The sequence below is a fragment of the Rhizobium grahamii genome, assembly GCF_009498215.1.
Lineage (GTDB): Bacteria > Pseudomonadota > Alphaproteobacteria > Rhizobiales > Rhizobiaceae > Rhizobium > Rhizobium grahamii_A.
On the sequence record NZ_CP043498.1, the window covers coordinates 3,018,522 to 3,036,701 of the forward strand.

At 61.4% G+C, this 18,180-nt stretch carries 19 protein-coding genes; 4 read left to right on the forward strand and 15 right to left on the reverse strand.

The window, feature by feature from the left end:
- Window positions 1–305: 305 nt before the first annotated feature.
- The 4 genes from prmC to FZ934_RS14555 form a co-directional block, all read right to left on the reverse strand.
- Window positions 306–1,190: a peptide chain release factor N(5)-glutamine methyltransferase gene (prmC, locus tag FZ934_RS14540; protein WP_153271648.1), complete on the reverse strand. Its 885-nt coding sequence runs from the start codon at window positions 1,188–1,190 to the stop codon at window positions 306–308.
- Complete coding sequence (gene prfA / locus FZ934_RS14545) at window positions 1,187–2,266, reverse strand: peptide chain release factor 1 (RefSeq protein ID WP_153271649.1); 1,080 nt, start codon at window positions 2,264–2,266, stop codon at window positions 1,187–1,189. The genes prmC and prfA overlap by 4 nt, the downstream gene beginning before the upstream one ends.
- Before the next feature lie 27 nt (window positions 2,267–2,293).
- Window positions 2,294–4,561 carry a phosphoenolpyruvate--protein phosphotransferase gene (gene ptsP / locus FZ934_RS14550; protein ID WP_153271650.1) on the reverse strand — a complete coding sequence of 756 codons (2,268 nt, stop codon included), beginning with the start codon at window positions 4,559–4,561 and terminating at the stop codon, window positions 2,294–2,296.
- 90 nt (window positions 4,562–4,651) lie between these two features.
- The gene (locus FZ934_RS14555; RefSeq protein ID WP_056810138.1) at window positions 4,652–5,926 is read right to left on the reverse strand and encodes an aspartate kinase; all 1,275 of its coding nucleotides are present in this window, start codon (window positions 5,924–5,926) and stop codon (window positions 4,652–4,654) included.
- 492 nt (window positions 5,927–6,418) lie between these two features.
- Here FZ934_RS14555 and FZ934_RS14560 point away from each other — a divergent pair, with 492 nt between their 5' ends.
- Window positions 6,419–6,637 (forward strand): hypothetical protein, encoded by a 219-nt coding sequence (locus tag FZ934_RS14560; RefSeq protein WP_153271651.1) that lies wholly within the window; start codon window positions 6,419–6,421, stop codon window positions 6,635–6,637.
- 153 nt (window positions 6,638–6,790) lie between these two features.
- On the forward strand, window positions 6,791–8,968 hold the full coding sequence (locus FZ934_RS14565) for a CHASE2 domain-containing protein (RefSeq protein ID WP_153272463.1): 2,178 nt from the start codon (window positions 6,791–6,793) through the stop codon (window positions 8,966–8,968).
- Here the strand turns inward: FZ934_RS14565 and FZ934_RS14570 are convergent.
- On the reverse strand, window positions 8,965–10,179 hold the full coding sequence (locus tag FZ934_RS14570) for a FecR family protein (RefSeq protein WP_153271652.1): 1,215 nt from the start codon (window positions 10,177–10,179) through the stop codon (window positions 8,965–8,967). The two genes, FZ934_RS14565 and FZ934_RS14570, sit on opposite strands and share 4 nt — an antisense overlap.
- A gap of 158 nt (window positions 10,180–10,337) precedes the next feature.
- On the opposite strand from FZ934_RS14570, the gene ubiG reads away from it, so the two are divergent.
- Complete coding sequence (gene ubiG, locus FZ934_RS14575) at window positions 10,338–11,084, forward strand: bifunctional 2-polyprenyl-6-hydroxyphenol methylase/3-demethylubiquinol 3-O-methyltransferase UbiG (RefSeq protein ID WP_153272464.1); 747 nt, start codon at window positions 10,338–10,340, stop codon at window positions 11,082–11,084.
- Between the two features lie 31 nt (window positions 11,085–11,115).
- On the opposite strand, the gene FZ934_RS14580 is transcribed toward ubiG, so the two are convergent.
- From FZ934_RS14580 to FZ934_RS14600, 5 genes are read right to left on the reverse strand one after another with little or no spacing between them, the layout of a single operon-like run.
- A complete protein-coding gene (locus FZ934_RS14580) occupies window positions 11,116–11,697 on the reverse strand; it encodes a DUF3291 domain-containing protein (protein WP_194273723.1) in 582 nt (193 codons plus the stop codon).
- Window position 11,698: 1 nt separating this feature from the next.
- Window positions 11,699–12,127: a DUF1178 family protein gene (locus FZ934_RS14585; protein ID WP_153271653.1), complete on the reverse strand. Its 429-nt coding sequence runs from the start codon at window positions 12,125–12,127 to the stop codon at window positions 11,699–11,701.
- Window positions 12,124–12,978, reverse strand: coding sequence for a carbon-nitrogen hydrolase family protein (locus FZ934_RS14590; protein ID WP_153271654.1), 855 nt, complete (start codon window positions 12,976–12,978; stop codon window positions 12,124–12,126). Before FZ934_RS14590 ends, FZ934_RS14585 begins: the two co-directional genes overlap by 4 nt.
- Before the next feature lie 9 nt (window positions 12,979–12,987).
- Window positions 12,988–13,245 carry a glutaredoxin 3 gene (gene grxC, locus FZ934_RS14595; RefSeq protein WP_153271655.1) on the reverse strand — a complete coding sequence of 86 codons (258 nt, stop codon included), beginning with the start codon at window positions 13,243–13,245 and terminating at the stop codon, window positions 12,988–12,990.
- 32 nt (window positions 13,246–13,277) lie between these two features.
- A complete protein-coding gene (locus tag FZ934_RS14600) occupies window positions 13,278–14,018 on the reverse strand; it encodes a ComF family protein (protein WP_432443621.1) in 741 nt (246 codons plus the stop codon).
- Window positions 14,019–14,122: 104 nt separating this feature from the next.
- On the opposite strand from FZ934_RS14600, the gene FZ934_RS14605 reads away from it, so the two are divergent.
- Window positions 14,123–15,007 (forward strand): methyltransferase domain-containing protein, encoded by an 885-nt coding sequence (locus tag FZ934_RS14605; protein WP_153271656.1) that lies wholly within the window; start codon window positions 14,123–14,125, stop codon window positions 15,005–15,007.
- Window positions 15,008–15,016: 9 nt separating this feature from the next.
- Here FZ934_RS14605 and FZ934_RS14610 read toward each other — a convergent pair whose 3' ends face one another.
- From FZ934_RS14610 to argJ, 5 genes are all read right to left on the reverse strand, one after another.
- A complete protein-coding gene (locus FZ934_RS14610; protein ID WP_153271657.1) occupies window positions 15,017–15,187 on the reverse strand; it encodes a Flp family type IVb pilin in 171 nt (56 codons plus the stop codon).
- A 47-nt stretch (window positions 15,188–15,234) separates the two neighbouring features.
- Window positions 15,235–15,552 (reverse strand): hypothetical protein, encoded by a 318-nt coding sequence (locus FZ934_RS14615; protein ID WP_056810164.1) that lies wholly within the window; start codon window positions 15,550–15,552, stop codon window positions 15,235–15,237.
- A 123-nt stretch (window positions 15,553–15,675) separates the two neighbouring features.
- Window positions 15,676–16,089 carry an 8-oxo-dGTP diphosphatase MutT gene (mutT, locus tag FZ934_RS14620; protein ID WP_113361941.1) on the reverse strand — a complete coding sequence of 138 codons (414 nt, stop codon included), beginning with the start codon at window positions 16,087–16,089 and terminating at the stop codon, window positions 15,676–15,678.
- Window positions 16,086–16,907, reverse strand: coding sequence for a GNAT family N-acetyltransferase (locus tag FZ934_RS14625; protein WP_432443586.1), 822 nt, complete (start codon window positions 16,905–16,907; stop codon window positions 16,086–16,088). Before FZ934_RS14625 ends, mutT begins: the two co-directional genes overlap by 4 nt.
- Complete coding sequence (gene argJ / locus FZ934_RS14630; RefSeq protein WP_153271659.1) at window positions 16,876–18,117, reverse strand: bifunctional glutamate N-acetyltransferase/amino-acid acetyltransferase ArgJ; 1,242 nt, start codon at window positions 18,115–18,117, stop codon at window positions 16,876–16,878. Before argJ ends, FZ934_RS14625 begins: the two co-directional genes overlap by 32 nt.
- Between the last annotated feature and the right edge of the window lie 63 nt (window positions 18,118–18,180).

Below are 18,180 nucleotides of genomic sequence, written 5' to 3' on the forward strand. Positions count from 1 at the left end.
TGAAGGCACCAACCGCTAAGATGGAAAAATCCGCCTCAGGCTCTCGTGCCGCAAGCATACTGCGCCTTCGCGCCGACCTGCCGCTTGTTCTCAAGTCAGTTTGACTGATTCACGCATTGGGTCGTGTTCAACCTTCAAAACTCTCGTTTAAAAGAGTGGACCCCCAAGGCCGAGCTAGTATCGAACGAATCGACGCCGTTACTACCTGTCCAACGCGTGGGGGCAACCTATCTTGCTTCCCGTGGAAATCCAAGCCTTTTCTTCGCAATAGAATTAATGTCCTGTCCAATTCTGCGATTTGCTGCTTAGTGAGCAAGTGCGAACACCAGAACGCGATCGTTAAGACCATAATCCTTTACGGATTCAAGCAGCTTGAACCCCTCATGCTCGAAAAGTGCCGTGACGCTGGCACGCTGGTCGTAACCAATTTCGAGACCGATAATACCGTTTGGCTGCATGAACCTGGCCACATCCTTTGCGATGGCCTTGTAGGCGTCAAGCCCGTCCGGGCCGCCATCCAGTGCAGCAACCGGATCAAATTTCGTCACTTCGGGAGCGAGATTGTGAACAACACTAGAAGCAATATAGGGCGGATTTGAGACAATCGCGTGAAATAGACCGGCGATGTTCTCGAACCAGTTCGATCTGACCGCCTGGAAACGCCCTTGCAATCCGTTCCGCTCGGCATTCGCCTGAGCCGTCCTCAAGGCATCCGTCGATACGTCGCTCCCGATGCCTGATGCTTCCGGGCACTCGTTCAACAGTGCGAGACATATCGCGCCGGTTCCCGTGCCCATATCCAGAATATGGATACGCTCTCCATCCTTTGCAAGACGACGCAGATAAGGCGCAACGGTATCGACGAGAATTTCGGTATCGGGACGTGGTTCAAGCGTCTCAGGCGAAAGCGACAGCGACAAGCCATAGAACTCGCGTTCGCCGAGAATGCGATGGACCGGCTCATGGGCGAGACGACGGGCTATTGTGGCATCAACAAGCCGTGCCTTCTCCTCGTCCACCACGTCGCCGCCGCGAGTAATCAACTCGGTGGAAGAGAGCCCGAGCAGCCCGGCTGTCAGAACGCGTGCATCCGCTGCAGCCTCTTCGATCCCGCCCTCGGTGAAGCGGCGCCGTACCTCGGCGAGAATCTGGGAAACCGTACGTGTGGCCTGTTTCCCTCGATCACTCATTGCTGCTCGCCGAGCTGCGCCAGCTGACTCGCCTGGTAGTCGGCCATCAGTGCATCGACGATCTCGTCGATTTCGCCGACCATCATCCGGTCGAGCTTGTAGAGCGTCAGGTTGATGCGGTGGTCGGTCACGCGGCCCTGGGGGAAATTATAGGTGCGGATGCGCTCGGAGCGATCGCCGGAGCCGACCTGGCTCTTGCGATCGGCGGAGCGCTCGCTATCGGCGCGCTGGCGCTCGGCGTCGTAGAGACGCGAACGCAGGACCTGCATCGCCTTGGCGCGGTTCTGGTGCTGCGACTTCTCGGAGCTGGTGACAACGATGCCGGTCGGCAGGTGGGTAATGCGAACGGCGGAGTCTGTCGTGTTGACGTGCTGGCCGCCGGCACCGGACGAGCGCATCGTATCGATGCGAATATCTTCCGGCCGAATCTCGATGTCGATCTCTTCTGCCTCCGGCAGAACGGCCACGGTCGCAGCCGACGTGTGGATACGCCCGCCCGCTTCCGTCTCCGGCACGCGCTGCACGCGATGCACACCGGACTCGAACTTCAGCTTGGCGAACACGCCCTTGCCGGTAATCGTCGCGATGATTTCCTTGAAGCCACCGGCCTCACCCTCGCTGGACGAGAGAACCTCGACCTTCCAGCCGTGTGCCGCCGCATAGCGCTCGTACATGCGAAACAGGTCACCGGCAAATAGCGCCGCCTCGGAGCCGCCGGTGCCGGCGCGAATTTCGAGGATGGCGCTCTTCTCGTCGGCCGCGTCCTTGGGCAGCAGCAGGATCTGGATTTCCTGCTCCAGCGCCTCGATCCGCTCCTTGACCTCTGGAAGCTCCATCTCGGCCATATCCCGCATCTCGCGGTCGACAGACTTGTCATCGAACAGCGTCTCGAGATCGGCGAGTTCCGAAAGCGCCTTCTCGTAGGCACGGATCTTCGTCACGACGGGCTGCAGCTCGGAATATTCGGAGGCAAGCTTGACGTAGACGTCGGCCGAAGGGCCGGCCGACATGCGCGCTTCGATCTCGCCGAAGCGGCGTTCCAGCTCGCGCATCTTTTCAACGGGAAGCTTCGCCACCCTCACTCCAATTCTGTTTGTCTCTGGCTACAGAGGGATGTTGTGTGTTTCGGCGAAATGGGCAAGCAGTTCGCGCATCGAAGCCGTCGACTTCGTATCGTCAAGCAGCTCGTTCATCACCTTAGCGAGGGCTGACGCATCGAGACCGAGAAGCATCGCTTTTACCGGCCCGATGGAAGCTGGGGACATCGATACGGCGCGGAAACCGATACCGAACAGCGCCATCGCCGAGATCGGCTTGCCGGCAAGCTCGCCGCACAGCGTGACCTGGGTATTGTTGCGCTCGCCCGCACGCACGATGTCACGCAGGATCCTGAGGAACGGCTTTCCGAGCGGATCGAAGCGATCCGACACACGCGCATTGCCGCGATCGACCGCCATCGAAAACTGGAAGAGGTCATTTGACCCGACCGAAACGAAATCCACGGCCGCCATCAGTTCGTCGAGCTGCCAGAGCAGCGCCGGCACCTCAAGCATCGCGCCGAACTGCAGCTTGCGCGGCAGGCCATGGCCGAAGCGCGAGAGATGCTGCACTTCCTTCTGCAAAAGCTCGCGCACGGCGGCGATCTCGGAAACCTCGGTCACCATCGGCACCATCAGCTTCAGTTCGAGGCCGGCGGCCGCCTTCAGCATGGCGCGCAGCTGCGTGCGCAGCAGACCCGGGCGATCGAGCGACAGGCGGATCGCCCGCCAGCCGAGAGCCGGGTTCTCTTCCTCATGGCCGCGGAAATAAGGAACAACCTTGTCGCCGCCGATATCGAGCGTGCGGAAAGTCACGACGCGCCCGGCTGCCTGCTTCAGCACGTTGCGATAGAACAGCTCCTGCTCTTCCGCCTTCGGCATGGTCGAGGCAATCATGAACTGCAGCTCGGTGCGGAACAGGCCGATACCTTCCGCACCCGAATCCGCCAGCTGCGGCAGATCCACCAGCAGACCGGCATTCATCATCAGCGAAATGCGCTGACCGTCCTTGGTGCGCGGCTCGACCGAACGCAAAGCCCGGAACTGCTCCTGCCTGCGCGCGCGAAACCGGACCTTTTCCTCGTAAGAGCGCTGATGTTCCGGCAGCGGCCGTAGATGCACATGCCCGCCGTCGCCATCGATGATGACAGCATCGCCATTTTCGGCAAGCGCCACGACGCCCGCCGCCTGGCCGATAACGGGAATGCCCATGGCACGCGCAACGATCACCACATGGCTCGTGACCGCACCCTCTTCCAGCACAAGGCCACGAACGTTCGCACGGGGATAGTCGAGCAACTCGGCCGCGCCCATGGCGCGCGCGAGAATGATGGCATCGTTCGGGAAGCCGTCGCCGGCAGTGCGGCCGGTATAACCGGTCAATTGCCGCAACAGGCGGTTCGCCAGATCCTCGAAATCGTGCATCCGTTCCCGCAGGTAAGGATCGGTCATGCGGATCATGCGCGCCTTGGTGTCGCTCTGCACCTTCTCGACTGCAGCCTCCGCCGTCAGGCCGTTGCGGATCGCCTCTTCGAGCTTGCGCACCCAGCCCTGATCGTGGGCAAACATCCGATAAGTCTCGAGAACTTCACGGTGCTCGCCTTCCATCGAAACATCGCGCTGTGACAGAAGGTCGTCGATCGAAATACGAAGCGATCCGAGCGATTCGCCGAGGCGCCGGATTTCCTTCTCGGAATCCTCGTTCAGAAGGTTGGTGACGACAATACGCGGCTCGTGGAGGACGACGTAACCGAGGCCGATGCCTTCATTGTAGGTGTCGCCGTCGATGGTCACCGAACGCGTCAGGTCGAGTTCTAGCCCCGGCTTGGTGATCTTCTTGAGCTCGCCGGTGGCGATCATCTCGGCAAGCACCATCGCGGTCGTCTCGAGCGCTTCGAGCTCTTCTTCGCGGTACGTGCGGCTTGCCTTGTTCTGAACGACGAGAACGCCGAGCGAACGGCCGGTGCGCAGGATCGGCACGCCGAGGAAGGAGTGATAGATTTCTTCGCCGGTTTCCGGCAGGTAGCGGAAGGCCGGATGCGATTGCGCGTCGGAAAGATTGAGCGGCTGGGCCGATGCGGCGATCGTACCGACCAGACCCTGCCCCATCTTGAGCTGGGAAAGGTGGACCGCTTCCTTGTTCAGACCCTCGGTTGCATAGAGCTCAAGCACGCCGTCAGCACGCAGCACGTAGACGGAACAGACTTCCGCCACCATGTTACCTGCGATCTGCCGAACGATCCGATCGAGACGCTCCTGCGGCTCCAGCGGCTCCGCCATCAACTCGCGCAGCCGCTTGAGCAGCACGCGCGGACCGCCGGAAAGGTCTCTCATTGCGTCTCAAGCTCCAAAACAAAGGTCAAAGTCACACAGACGATTGCCGCGTGACTTCACAACTTGAACGCGCGGCAGGCCTGCTTAGAATCAGTTCTTATCCAGACCGTAGCAGGAATGCAAAGTCCTGACAGCGAGTTCCGCATAAGGACCGTCAATCAGGATGGAAATCTTGATTTCCGAGGTGGTGATCGCCTTGATGTTGATCCCCTTGTCCGCCAGCGCCTTGAACGCCGTAGCGGCAACGCCGGCGTGGCTGCGCATGCCGATGCCGATGACCGACACCTTTACGAGGCCCGATTCGTTCTGAACGACGTCGTAGCCGATCTTTTCCTTGTTATCGCCGAGAACCTTGATCGCCTTGTCGACATCACCAGACGGAACCGTGAAGGTCATGTCGGTCTTCGAGCCGTCCTCGGAGATGTTCTGGACGATCATGTCGACGTTGATGTGGCTTTCGGCCAGCGGTCCGAAGATCGCGGCGGAAACGCCCGGCCGGTCGGCAAGACGGCGAAGCGAGATCTGAGCCTCATCCTTGGCATAGGCGATGCCGGTGACTACTTCCTGTTCCACGATTTCATCCTCGTCACAAATCAGCGTTCCGGGCGGATTCAAGAAGTCACCCATGCCCGGAGCATCGGGATCTTCGAAAGAGGAGCGCACGAAGGTACGGACCTTGTGCACCATCGCAAGCTCGACGGAGCGAACCTGCAGAACCTTGGCGCCGAGCGAAGCCATTTCGAGCATTTCCTCGAAGGCGATCTTCTTCAGGCGGCGAGCCTGCGGCACGATGCGCGGGTCCGTCGTGTAGACGCCATCGACGTCGGTATAGATATCGCAGCGATCAGCCTTGACCGCCGCAGCAACGGCAACGGCCGACGTATCGGAACCGCCGCGGCCGAGCGTCGCGATGCGATTGTCGGGGCCGATGCCCTGGAAGCCGGCGATGACGGCAACCTGGCCTTCGCCCATGCGCTTGACGATGTCGGCGCCATCGATTTCCTGGATGCGGGCGGCGCCATGGGCGTTGTCCGTCCGGATGGAGATCTGCCAGCCCTGCCACGAACGGGCATTGATATCCATCGCCTGCAGCGCGATTGCCAGCAGACCGGCCGTGACCTGCTCGCCCGAAGCGACGACGGCATCATACTCGCGCGCATCGTAAAACGGGGAGTTGGCGCCGACGACCTTCGGCATGTTCTGCACCCAGCCGACCAGTTCGTTGGTCTTGCCGGACATGGCCGAGACGACGACAGCCACCTCGTGACCCGCATCGACTTCACGTTTCACATGGCGGGCAACGTTCTTGATGCGGTCCAGATCAGCGACGGATGTTCCGCCGAATTTCATTACGATGCGTGCCATATGCCTCTACCACGACCTAGTGCCGAGAGAGACCAAAGCCAGACCCGGCATCACGAGCCCTGCATGGAGCCGCATGGCTGAAGAGCCAGGAAATTGGGAGTTTCTGGAACCCTTCTAAAGCCTTGCGCCCCAGGGCCCAAGTTGCCGCGTCTCTTAGCGAGTTTGTGGGGGGGTGGCAAGGTGCCAAGCGCCGGTAAAAGACACCCATGCCGAAACGGCCGTAACGAACCAAAACGTGATGCGCCGACCAACGGCGAAGAACAGGCACGCTGAGGCCTTGTGGCAGCAATCACAGTTCGCTTCAGTCCGTGTGCACGTGCGAAGAGACACTACAAAGCTTTGCGGCGGAATAAATAGCCATTCCATAATATAAAAACCTCGATAGGGGCTATTTTCAACCGAATCCAATTGTGATTCTTCTTTCATCCGAAGTATGCGGCGTAAACGATTCGCGACTGTCCTTGATGCTGAATGATTTGGCGGAGATAGCGAATGATCGATACTGACATCGAAAGCTGGGCGCTCACGAGGGCCCACCATATCGTGCTCAACGAGGGCCTGAGCCTGGCGAAGGCGGCCCAGGATCTCGACCGCAAGCGATCGCGGTCGCTGGTTTATGAACTCCGGCGCGTCATCACGGCGGCAATTCTGGAAGCCCACGCGGCATCGCTTCAATCCGCAGCGCCCCCGGCCACCCACCAGGAAGCCTGAACAGCAAACTGCCATCGCGATCACGTAGCCGCGAAGGAGATATGTTTCCTCCAGTTCGACGGCCGAAAGGGGCAGTTGCATCGCGCGCTCGAAACAGGCAGCCTCAACGACCGGCGATCAGCCGATCGCAGGCCTGCTGGAATCTGATCCATGATGACGCGCACGCAGCAAATCGGCGTTCTTATCGGGCTCGTACTCGTTGCGGCCCTGACGTTGCTGCGGGTCAGTGATCCACCTCTCCTGCGCCAGATAAGAGACATCACCTTCGACGAGTACCAACGGATAACGCCCCGCCCTTTTCAGAATACACCGGTCCGGGTGATCGATATCGACGAGGCTTCCCTGCGGGAATTCGGCCAGTGGCCCTGGCCACGCGACAGGCTGGCACTCCTCGTCCAGCGCTTATCGGACATGGGAGCTTCGGCGATCGCCTTCGATATTCTCTTTTCAGAGCCGGATCGCCTGTCGCCACGCACCGTAATGCGCGATGTCGCCGGCGTCGACCCATCGCTGCTTCGACGCCTGCCCGACAACGACGAAGCCTTTGCGGAAGCAATGGAAGGCCACCCCGTTGTCCTCGGCTTCGGCCTCTCGACCGATGGCACCTATCGCCCGCCGGTTAAGGCCGGCTTCGCCTTCACCGGCGAAAGTCCGTTCAATGCACCTCCACGTCTCGTCGCCGCAACGCCGTTGAGGCCGCAGCTGCAGATCGCCGCGACCGGCATTGGTCACATCAGCCTGAACCCGGGAACCTATTCTTCGGTCGTTCGCCGGATACCGTTGCTTCTCACAGACGGCGAACAGCTCTATCCTAACCTTGCCCTTGAAGCGCTGCGCGTCGCCCAGGGCGCCTCGACCTATGTGGTTGCGGCAGCCCCCGACGCGCCCAACACGCTGACGTCACTGAAGGTCGGCGATTTCGTCATTCCGGTGACGGCCAACGGTGAGCTTTGGCTCTACACCAGCCCAGATGTCGCCGACCGATATATTTCCGCCGCCAAGATTCTTGCCGCCGATGGGCCGCCTGCCGATGTCAGCGCCGCGATCGAGGGCAGTATCGTCTTCGTCGGGACCTCCTCGGCGGGCCTGCAGGACATCCGCACCACCGCCCTCGGGCAGAACGTCCCCGGCGTCTCCATGCATGCCCAGACTGTCGAACAAATCCTTTCCGGACGTTTCCTGTCGCGGCCGGATTGGGCGGATGGCCTGGAGATTTTGGCCATTGCCGTCCTCGGTATCGTTCTGGTCATCGTCACCACCTTCGTCAGCCCGGCTTTCGCCCTTCTCTGCGGCATGCTGCTGACGGTCCTTGCGCTCGCCGCATCCTGGTTTGCCTTTTCCCAATGGGGGCTTCTCTTCGATCCGCTCGCGCCGATCGTTTGTGGATCGATCGTTCATTTTGCCGCGACATCCTTCCGCATTCTGGTCATCGATCGGGAGCGCCGCGAGGTCCGCCGTGCATTCGGACAATATCTGTCTCCCTCGCTTCTCTACCGGATCGAGCATACCCCGGGCGCGCTCCGCCTCGGCGGTGACGACCGTGAGCTGACGGTGATGTTCGTCGACGTTCGCGGTTTCACGTCGCTCAGTGAGAGATTGCAGCCCGCAGACGTCGTCCGCTTCCTGAACACGCTGCTTGACGCTCTGAGTCGGCATGTCGTGGCGAACGAAGGTACGCTCGACAAGTTCATAGGCGACTCGATCATGGCCTTCTGGAATGCACCTGTGGACGTCGGCGACCATCCCAGGAAGGCCATGCGTGCGGCGCTGCAGATGCGCGAAACCCTGGCACAGCTCAACAAGGCCGATGCATTCGGCTTCGGGCCGGAATATCAGGTCGGCATCGGCATCGGCATTCACACGGGCCTTGCCTGCGTCGGCAATATGGGCGCCGAAGCACGATTCAACTACTCGGCGGTGGGCGATGCCGTGAACGTCGCAGCCCGCATCGAGAGCTGCTGCAAGGAAGTCGGCTTCGACATTCTCGCTTCGGAGACGACAGCCGCGGCCCTTCCCGGCTTTGCCTTGCTGGATGCCGGCTCGCTTGGGCTGAAGGGCAAAAGCAGCCGCTCGCGGCTGTATGCCGTGGTGGGTGGGGAAACCGAGGGCAAGTCGGAAGCATTTCACGGGTTGCTGCAAGCCCACGAAGCCTTGGTGGAAGCCTTGCAGAACCACGCGGCCGACAGCCGCAAACGGCTCGCCGCAGTCCGCCAGAAGATATCGCCCTTTACACCGGCGCTCGCGGATTTTTATCGCCGGCTGGCGCGACGGGCGGATCATTTTCGTGACATCCCCGCCGAGGCGGAGAAGCCAATATCGGAAGCCGGCTAATTGGTAGCTTGTCCTTGGCGATCATGCCAGGATCCGCGATTATGCCAGCCGCCGTGGTTGCCGCGATCTCCGCCGCGACCGCGATCCGAGCGTGCACCACCCGCCTGTTGATCAGCGCTTCCGCCCGAGGTTTTTGACGCCTCTCCGTTTGCACTGGGCCGCTCATGCCGAGCCTCATGACGGTTTTGGAACCCGTGGCTCCGATCCTGACGGCTTGCGTGCTCGCGACGGCTCGCCCCGGCGCCCCGATCGCGCTTTCCATTGACCCATCCCGGCCGATCGCCGCTGTCGGATCGCTGCCCCCAACCACCACCTCCGCGGTCATGATGAACATTCCAGCCATGCCTGCCATCGCGGTCTCCACCCCAACCGTGGTGATCGCGGTCGTGATGGTGACGATCACCGTGGCGCTCGTGCTTGTCATGGTGGTGATGGTGTTTGTCCGGCTTGTCAGGCTTCTCGGGCGGCTGCACGGGAGATTGACGAAGCGGTTGCGGAGGTTGGGGCTGATCGCGATCGCGCCGGTCGGGCTGAATATTGGCAAGGCCGCAGCTGGTGCGGATGCCGCCAAGCGCGCCGGACAACAACTGGTCGCGGGACAGAAATGGAAGCGCGCGCCGGTTCCCCAACCTCTGCAGCGTCTGCTGATCGACGGCGCGCGGATCGCTAACGCCCCCGCCCCGCGTGGCAATAACGCAGTCGCAGGGCTGCTCCAATTTCTTGCAGCCGCCGGCGCCGCAGAACTCGGCCTCGCCGTTCAGAAGAACCATTGCCGTCTGGCCATTCGGGCCGACGTAGAAGTCGAAGGCTGTTCCACGCACGCCGATCGTGCCGGCAGGGGTAACGATCGAATAGGCTGAAGAAGACGAACTGCCGCTGATCCAACGAAACGTTCCCTTCGCCGCGCGGATGGTCAGTTTCTTGACGGAGCTCGCGTCGTCATAGACGTATTTGTCGATCACGACGGAGGAACCAGCGCCGACCGCGAGCTTTGTGCCATCGCGAAAAATAAACTGCCCAAGCCCGCTGGGTGACGTCCGGATTTTTTCGTCTCGATGAACAGGCGACTTGACGATGATCGGCCCGGCATCGCCGGTAACCTCCGTGCGGATGAGCGTAGCTTGCCCAACCTCCTCCGCTGCTTTCGAGGTAAGCGGGAGAGAAAGGACGAGGCTAAAGAGGGCGGCCAGAACGCGATACGGGCGGAACATGTTTCGAGATCCCCAAGTATCTGCATTTTAGCATATGTTAATAATGATGGTCGCCTTATCCTCTTGGAGTAGCCCGTGCGGTCATGGCATCCGGCCGCCTCTTGACTTCGGTTGCCGTTCGTCCGACTTCAGTCACGACACAGCAAGGAGCATGGATGATGACCGAAGCGGCGAAGACCACAATCGACCAGAGCGAAGTGGACCGCTTCTCGGCCATGGCTGCGGAATGGTGGAGCCCGACGGGCAAGTTCAAGCCGCTCCATAAGTTCAACCCGGTGCGGCTGGCCTACATCCGAGACAAGGCGGCTGAGAATTTCGGCCGCGACGTGCGCAGCGCACGACCACTCGAAGGGCTAAGGGTTCTCGATATCGGCTGCGGCGGCGGCCTTCTCTCAGAACCGGTCGCCCGCATGGGAGCGTCGGTCGTCGGTGCCGATCCGTCCGAGAAGAACATCGGCATTGCTTCCACCCATGCCAAGGCATCCGGTGTTCCCGTCGACTACCGCGCCGTTACGGCAGAGCAGCTTGCCGAAGCCGGCGAAACATTCGATATCGTCCTGAACATGGAGGTCGTCGAGCACGTTGCTGATGTCGACCTGTTCATGACCACCTGCGCGCGGATGGTGCGACCCGGCGGACTGATGTTCGTCGCCACCATCAACCGGACCATGAAGGCTGCGGCGTTGGCGATCTTTGCTGCGGAAAATATCCTGCGCTGGCTGCCGCGCGGCACCCATCAGTATGAAAAGCTCGTCCGTCCGGAAGAGCTTGAAAAGCCGATGACGGAAAGCGGTCTCACGGTCATCGAGCGGACCGGCGTGTTCTTCAACCCGCTGGCCAACCAGTGGAACCTCTCGAAGGACATGGACGTCAACTACATGATGCTGGCCAAGCGCGAGGCGTGAAGGCGCTGACGACCACCCGCCGAGAATTGGGCTAGGGCTTCAAAGTTTTGACGTGGGCAAGGAGATCGCCTTGCGTCAGCGCGTTACGCGCCGCCAGTTCCTTGACCCGGCCGCGATCGATCTCGATCTCCATCCCATCTGGCCCGAACGCTGCCTTGAACGTAAAGGCCCGCGCACTCGGCCCGTGATCGGCCAGATGCTCGAAGCGCTCGACCGCCTCGGCCCAATCGGGCCGATGGTGAGGCCCGACCCACCAGAGAACGAGCGACGGCCATGATGGCTTGACGTTCCAGTTGCGCGCGTGCTTCAGCGCGTCGGCATGCACTCCATCATAGCTGAAAGCCATCAGCGCTTCGATATCGGCCCAGAGCGATAGGGATGATGGCGCGGTGTCGAAACCGCTGCCCTCGATGAAACGCGGAAAAACCTGCGGCCCCCAGCTTCGCACACCCGGCTCGCCGGCATAGCCGGAGCGGCCGATAAAGCCGCAAGCTCGCCGTGCCGCCTCGAAATTGGCGGGCTCGCGCAAGCGAAAGCCCTCGACAGCATCGCTCTCGAAAGGCGCCACGTGCAAACCGAAGTTATACATCGCAAGGCGCGCTTGAGAACTCATCCTAGTGCACGTCGTCGGGCAAGACTGGAAGTGCCGCGATCTCGATACCCTCGTCTACCAGAGCCTGGGCTTCGTCGAGGGTCGTTTGGCCGATGATGGCGCGCGCGTCGGCTTCACCATAATGGATCTTTCGCGCTTCCTCGGGAAAGCCGGTACCGACATCCTCGGAATTGGCCTTGATGTTGCTGACGGCTTCTTTCAGCTTCTGGAACGCCTCGCGCTTGAGGGCATCCATCGCCAGCGTCTGGATCTCGTCCTTCTTGCGCGCCGTCGATACGGACGGCGCCATCAATAGCTTAGAAATTGAACCGGAGCCGCAAACGGGACAAGTCAGGAAGCCGGACTCGATCTGCCGATCGAAGTCGGCACTTTCGGAAAACCAGCCTTCGAACTCGTGGGCGTTTTCACAGTGAAGCGAATAACGGATCAAGCTGCAACGTCTCCGGCTGCGCCCACAACCTTCTCGATGGAGAACTCCCGAGCGTTCCGAAGGTTCGGAATTTTGTCGCGTGCAGCCTTCACTGCTGTTGTATCGATCTCGGCGAGGATGACGGCCTCCCCGGCCGGGCCGGCCGAGGCGAGTACCTTGCCCCAGGGATCGATGATCATGGAATGCCCGAAGGTCTCGCGACCGTCTTCATGAACGCCTGCCTGCGCTGCGGCTATTACGAACATGCCATTCTCGATGGCACGGGCACGCAACAGGATTTCCCAATGTGCCTCGCCGGTCTGCTTCGTGAAGGCGGCCGGAATCGTCATCACCTCGGCGCCGGCAACCGCCTGAGCGCGGAAGAGAGCGGGGAAGCGGACGTCGTAGCAGATCGCAAAGCCCATCTGCCCGAACGGAAGCGACAGAACCCGCGCCTCCGACCCTGGCTGATAGGCAGCGCTTTCGCGCCAGCTCTCGCCATTGTCGAGATCGACGTCGAACATGTGGATCTTGTCGTAGCGATTGAGGATGCGTCCGTCCGGTCCGAAAAGATACCCTCGGTTTGCGAGCTTTCCGCCAGCAAGCAAGATAGCGGTCGAGCCCACATGCACGAAGATGCCGAGCTCTTTCGCCAGGGACGCTGCCGTTGCAACGATGATATCGTTGGCCTCGTCCCGCTGCAGCAGCTTTGCAGCCGCACGATCACGCTGCAGCATTCCGGTCATTTCCGGGGTCTGCGCGTAGGTCGCCCCCCGGCCGGCGGCCTCCCGCACGAGCCGCGCCATCGCAGCGGCGTTCCTCTCGGGATCGACGCCGGAACACATCTGAATAGCAGCCGCCGTGAAGGTCATCGTGTCGCCTCAGGCCGCGAGCAGCGGGTCGAGCTCGCCGGCGCGGTCGAGCGCGAAGAGATCGTCACACCCGCCGACATGCGTGTCTCCGATGAAAATCTGCGGAAAGGTCGAACGACCGTTCGACTTGCCGATCATCTCCTGCCGCAAGTCCGGGGAGAAGGTTGCATCATGCTCGACGAAGGAAACGCCCTTTTCCGTCAGCAGGGACTTCGCCCGGGAACAGAAGCCACAGGCCTGACGTGTATAAATCGTGACGGGTACCATCGGGACTCCAGAAAGTTCCAGTAATCTAGGTGTCATATAGTTTCTGAAAGGGCCCTTGCAAAGGTCAAAACCGTGATGTCTGCGGCCCCCTCCTTGCGCAACACCTTCGCTGCCGCGGCGACAGTCGCGCCCGTCGTGTAGACGTCGTCGACGAGAATCAGCCTCTTTCCGTAGACATCGCCCTCATGCCCGCGCATCAGAGCGAAGGCGCCGCGCACGTTGTCCTCGCGTGCCTTCGCGCCGAGCCCGACCTGCTGTCTGGTCCGCCGTGTACGAAGCAGCGTACCGGGCAGAAGCGGCCGATCCGATTGCGCCGAAAGATGACGGGCGAGTTCCGCCGCCTGGTTGAACTTGCGCGACAGCATGCGGGTACGGTGCAGGGGCACCGGCAGGATCGCGTCGCATTCAGCAATCGCCTCTCCGCCAGCCCTTCGCATCCATCCCGCCATCATCGGCGCAAGGTCGGTGCGGTCCCGGTATTTCAAGGCGTGTACAAGACGGCGCACCGCGTCATCGTGGAAGGCTGCCGACCGCAGCCTGTCGAAAGGAGGCGGATTGGCAATCGCAGCAGCGCTGACAATGCCCGGACCGAGATCGTGCGAGAAGGGAATGCCGAGGATCTCGCAATAGGGACGCTCGATGAAGCGAATGGCGGACCAGCATTTCGGACAAACGCCGCGATGCCCGCCGGTCTCGACGCCGCAGACGGCGCAGCTCGGCGGATAGACAAGATCCGCGACAAAGGCCAGAGGACCGAGCAGTATCTGACGCAAACGCACGAAGCCCCCTTCTGCCGCATCGGCACGACAATAGCCGCTTTCGCGCTCGACGAAAATCGCCTTGCCGTACAGCGCCGGCAGGACTAAGGACGTCGGCCATGGAGATAATTTTCGACCCGGCGCAGATCGCAGCCAATCGACATCGCGCCCTGCGCAACGATGACCCGAAAGCAACCTTCCTGCTTGATATCGCGGCCGAGGAACTCGGCGAGCGCCTTGCCGTTGTCGAGCGCACGTTCGAACATGCCGTCGAGTTGCATGGCGCCAATGGCGCTGCCGCCCGCGCTGCCAAGGCGACCGGCAAGATCGGCAGCCTGACCCGGATCGAGGTCGAACCGGCACATCTCGACGCTTCCGATGCGTTTGTCGAAGCGCCGATCGAAATCGTTCCGCTGGAGCCGCAGTCCGCCAATCTGATCCTGGCGCCGCTCAGCCTGCATCTGACGAACGACACGCCCGGTGTCTTCGTCCAGATCCGCCGCGCCCTGCGTCCGGATGGCCTTTTCCTGGCCGCCATCCCCGGCGCCGGAACGCTGCAGGAACTGCGTGAGGTGCTGCTGGCGACCGAGGTCGAGATGACGGGCGGCGCAAGCCCGCGCGTCATCCCCTTTGCTGATGTGCGCGACGTCGGCGGACTGATGCAGCGCGCCGGCTTTGCCCTGCCGGTGATCGACGCCGAAACCTATACCGTCCGCTACGATTCCATCCTCCCGTTGATGCGCGATCTCAGGGCGATGGGCATGACCAATCCGCTCGCCGCACGCAGCCGCAAGCCGCTGACGCGGGCGTTTTTCATGAAGGCAGCGGAAATCTACGCGGAACGCTACGCCGATCCTGACGGGCGCATCCGGGCGACGTTCTCGATCATTTACGTATCGGGATGGGCACCACACGAGAGCCAGCAGAAGCCGCTACGTCCGGGATCGGCCAAAGTGCGGCTTGCCGACGCCCTCAAGGTGCAGGAACACAAGCTGAAGCAGTAACCCGCTATCTCAGTTCGGCGGGGTGATGTGGTTGCTGACGCCGAGAAGGACATTGGAGAGGTTGCCGCCAATCGCTTCGACGCCGGCGATGATGCTGACCGAGATCAATGCTGCGAGCAGACCGTATTCAATTGCAGTCGTGCCATTGATGTCCGCGAGAAATGCCTTCAAAATTCGCATGGTGCACCTTCGGCCGCGCCGCTAATATGAGCTTACAAATATCGGCCTCAGCAGCCCGCGCCGCTTCCGTACCCTTGAACCACACAGACCGAACCGGGTGTCTCCTGAAGCACGCTTCGACGGATCGTATAACGCTTGCCGTTCTCGGTTTTCGGGATCGACCCCGTGGTGATCGAATCGAATTCCGAAGGTGCGCTTGCAAAGACGCTGGACTTCGACTTATCGGCCAGCATCGGCGTAAGGATCAGCGTCAGCGCGACAACTGCAGTGCCGAACAGCAAGGCAATATTCAGCACTCCGGTCTTGCGCGAGGCAGCCGAAGCCTGTTCCTTTTCTCGAACCGCTTTCCAGAAATCGTCGTCCATGCGTCAAGCCTTCTACACACACGCCAGTTGCTTGATTGAGGCCGATCTTTGGCAGAAGGTGTTAAACGATCTCTTAATATCCACACCCAAATTGGAACGGAGGGGATTAATATTCAGAAATGTCTAAAGTAGATCCTGCAGGACCGGGATCAGCGGCTCGTCGGCAGGCGGCATCGGGTAGTCGCGCAGTGCCTGCGGCTTCACCCATTTCAATGCCTGACCCTCCTTGCCATGCGGCACGCCTTCGTAGCGCCGGCAGATGTAGAGCGGCATCAGGAGATGGAATTTCTCGTAGGTATGGCTGGCAAAGCTCAGCGGCGCGAGGCAGGCGATTTTCGTCGTGATGCCGAGTTCTTCATGCAGTTCGCGCACCAATGTCTCTTCAGGCGTTTCGCCGGCTTCGACCTTGCCTCCGGGAAACTCCCAAAGGCCAGCGAGTGACTTTCCCTCCGGGCGCTGCGCCAGAAGGATGCGACCGTCGGCATCGATCAATGCGCATGCCACCACGAGCAGGATGTTGCGCGCCTCGCCGCTCATCGCGCCATGTCCTTCCGCCAATAGGAATAGCGGTAAACTTCCTGAAAGCCGAGGCGCTCGTAGAGTCCAATCGCCGGGTCATTCGTCGCCTTGACCTGCAGCCAGGCGCTGCGGGCACTGCGCATGCGCGCCCAGCGCAAGGCCGAAGTCAGGATTTCGAGCCCCAGGCCTTCACGGCGGCGTTCGCTCGCCACCGAAAGCGACATGATGCCGGCAAGATCGTTATCCTGAACGCAAAGCACGGTCGCCAGCGGCCCGGTCTGCGCATCCTCGATCATGAAGAGCCCCGATGGCGGCTTGATCGCATTGATGATCTCGGCCAGTGCCGGCTTCAGCTTGGCGGAAACGCCGTCGGTCGCAAGATTGGCATCGACGAAACGGCCAATGTCATGCGTCGGCAGGTGGTCCAGCGTGTCCGGTAGTTCCGCATGAGCGAGATCGCAGGTCATCACCACGGTCTCGTCGAACGGCGTCCACTCCAGCGACTGAACGAGGTCGATCAGAACAGGAGACGCAAGCGGGGTCTGGCGCAGCACGGCCGGTCGCCCATAGGCTTCGAACTTGCGGCCGGCTTTCGCAAGCCGGATCTCGACGTCGCGGTGATCCGAGGGATCGAGCGGCACGATCGAGTTCAGCCTGTTCGACGGATGTCCCGCCGTAAGACGCACCTGCCAGCTGCCGTCATACTGCACCGACGATGCCGGCCACGCCCGGAAGCCAACGGCCTCAAGCCTTCGTACAAGCGGCAGGTTTGCCTTCTTGGGTAGTGTCTGGGTCAATGAAAAATCAGCTCCGGTAGTCACCGTTGATGGCGACATACTCTTTCGTGAGGTCGCACGTCCAGACAGTCGCGGTACCATTTCCGAGGCCGATCTCGACCTTCACGGGAATGTCCTGCTGCTTCATCACGTTGCTGGCCGCCTCTTCGGAATAGCCGGCATCGCGCTCGCCGTTGACGGCAACGCGCACGTCGCCGAACCAGATGGCCAGGCGATCGCGATCGGCCATTTCGCCTGATTTGCCGACCGCCATGACGATACGACCCCAGTTCGCGTCCTCGCCGGCGGCGGCGGTCTTGACCAGCGGCGAATTGGCGATCGAAAGGGCAATCGTCTTCGCGGCGGCGTCGCTTTCAGCGCCGGTCACCGTGATTTCGAGCATCTTGGTGGCGCCCTCGCCGTCACGGACGACCTGCAGCGCCAGATCCTTGAGAAGGTCGTTGAGCGCGGCGCGGAACGAGCCAAGGCGCGCGTCGTCGCCATTCTCGATACGCACCTGACCGTCTTCGGCGGCCGCACCGGTCGCAAACAGCATCAGCGTGTCGGATGTCGAGGTATCGCTATCGACGGTCATCGAGTTGAACGTCGGATCAACGCCGGCGGAGAGGAGCGACTGCAGAGCAGCCGGGGCGATATCCGCGTCGGTCGCCACAAAGGAAAGCATCGTTGCCATGTCGGGCGCGATCATGCCGGCGCCCTTGGCGATCCCGTTGATCGTCACCCTCACGCCGCCGATCTCGGCGCTGCGGGTGGCGACCTTCGGATAGGTATCGGTCGTCATGATCGCCTTGGCGGCTTCGAACCAGAAATCGCCGGTCGCGTCCTTGTGCATCTGGTCGAGAACGCCGGAGAACTTCGTGGCATCAAGCGGCTCACCGATCACGCCGGTGGAAGCAAGATAAATCTCGTTCTCGCCGCAACCGACCGCCGCCGCAGCCGACTTCGCCGTCAGCGCGGTCGCTTCGCGGCCCTTCAGGCCGGTGAAGGCATTGGCGTTGCCGGAATTGACGACAACGGCGCGTGCCGAACCGTGCGGCAGGTTCGCCCGGCAGAAATCGACGGGCGCGGAGGGGCACTTGGAACGGGTGAAAACGCCGGCGACAGCAGCCGGCTTATCGAACACCATCATCAGCACATCGGTGCGGTTCTTGTACTTGATCCCGGCGGAAGCCGTCGCCATCCGCACGCCGCGCAGAGCTGGCATGGAGGCATAGGATTTCGGAGCGAGCGGAGAAACAGAACCGGACATGGGCGATCGACCTGATGACTGAAGGAGATTTCCGGGGCGAAGTATAAGCCGGCTCGCGCTGCG